This window comes from Anoxybacillus kestanbolensis (assembly GCF_001996285.1).
GTDB classification, from domain to species: domain Bacteria; phylum Bacillota; class Bacilli; order Bacillales; family Anoxybacillaceae; genus Anoxybacillus; species Anoxybacillus kestanbolensis_A.
The window spans coordinates 50,014-51,217 of the sequence record NZ_MQAD01000006.1 but is presented as its reverse complement, the minus strand read 5'-3'; the positions used below and the strand labels follow the sequence as shown (position 1 = coordinate 51,217).

Annotated in this window: 2 protein-coding genes; one reads left to right on the top strand and one right to left on the bottom strand. The window is 41.8% G+C overall.

Annotation, left to right across the window (positions count from 1 at the left end):
- Positions 1-132: 132 nt before the first annotated feature.
- Positions 133-648: a phosphatidylglycerophosphatase A family protein gene (locus BO219_RS06950; protein ID WP_077428978.1), complete on the top strand. Its 516-nt coding sequence runs from the start codon at positions 133-135 to the stop codon at positions 646-648.
- A gap of 102 nt (positions 649-750) precedes the next feature.
- Here the strand turns inward: BO219_RS06950 and mscL are convergent, their stop codons facing one another.
- On the bottom strand, positions 751-1,146 hold the full coding sequence (mscL, locus tag BO219_RS06945; RefSeq protein ID WP_035020866.1) for a large conductance mechanosensitive channel protein MscL: 396 nt from the start codon (positions 1,144-1,146) through the stop codon (positions 751-753).
- Between the last annotated feature and the right edge of the window lie 58 nt (positions 1,147-1,204).

The window sequence follows — 1,204 nt, the reverse complement described above, 5'->3', positions numbered from 1 at the left end:
GGTTACTCCCAATCCGAGTACATGTCGCTTAAACGACGTGGACGGATAAACAATTTTATTAAAATCTTTATCATTATTCTATGATTTTAATAAAATTGATAACCTAATGAGAGAACGAGAGGAGGATGAGGAATGAAGCGTATATCAAGTAAAGAAGTGTATGAAAGAACGTTGCAGTTATTAACAGAACGTGGGGTAACGATTCCAGCCATTGCTGAGATTGTATATGAAATGCAAAGTCCGTATAATAAAAATTTAACGATGGCAGAATGTATCGAAAGTGTAGAAAAAGTGTTACAAAAACGCGAAGTACAACATGCGATTTTAGTTGGTATTGAGCTTGATAAACTCGCAGAGCAAGGGATGCTGTCGGAGCCGCTTCAGACGATTGTTGAAACGGATGAAGGGTTGTTTGGTGTCGATGAAACGTTAGCGTTAGGGGCGGTCCTCGGATACGGAAGCATCGCGGTGACGACATTTGGTCATCTCGATAAAAATAAAGTCGGAATCATTAAGCAGCTTGATACGAAACGTGGCAAAGGCGTGCATACGTTTTTAGACGATTTAGTCGCAAGCATTGCCGCAAGCGCCTCTGGTCGCCTTGCGCACAACTTGCGCGACGAGGAAGAAGCTGCGTTGAATGCGTAAAAAAAGCCGTAAATCCGCATGGGTTTACGGTTTTTTTACGGAAAAAATGTGAAATATAAACGGCTTGCTTATTATGCGAATGAAGCCCCCAAACTTTGAGGGCTACGGTGTTTCTTTTTGCTGTTTTAACAAATCGCGAATTTCTGTGAGTAGTTGTTGTTCTTTTGTCATCGTTGGTGCGGTTTGTTTCGTTTCTTCTTGTTTTTTGATTCGCTCGTGCAAGTTGTTTAAAAGTTTGACAAATAGAAAAATCGAAAAGGCGATAACTAAAAAGTCAACGACGGTTTGAAGAAACGCCCCGTATTTCACTTCCGCTTCGCCGACTTTCCAAGATAACCCGCTAAAATCAATGCCGCCTAAAATAAGACCAAAAAGCGGCATAATGATGTCGTTGACAAGAGAAGAAACGATTTTCCCGAACGCCCCACCGATAATGACCCCGACAGCTAAGTCGATGACGTTGCCACGTACTGCGAATTTTTTAAATTCTTGCCACATAGGAAACCGTTACAGAAAACTTACAAGACTGTTTCCTTCCTTGTTCATCGCGCCCGAT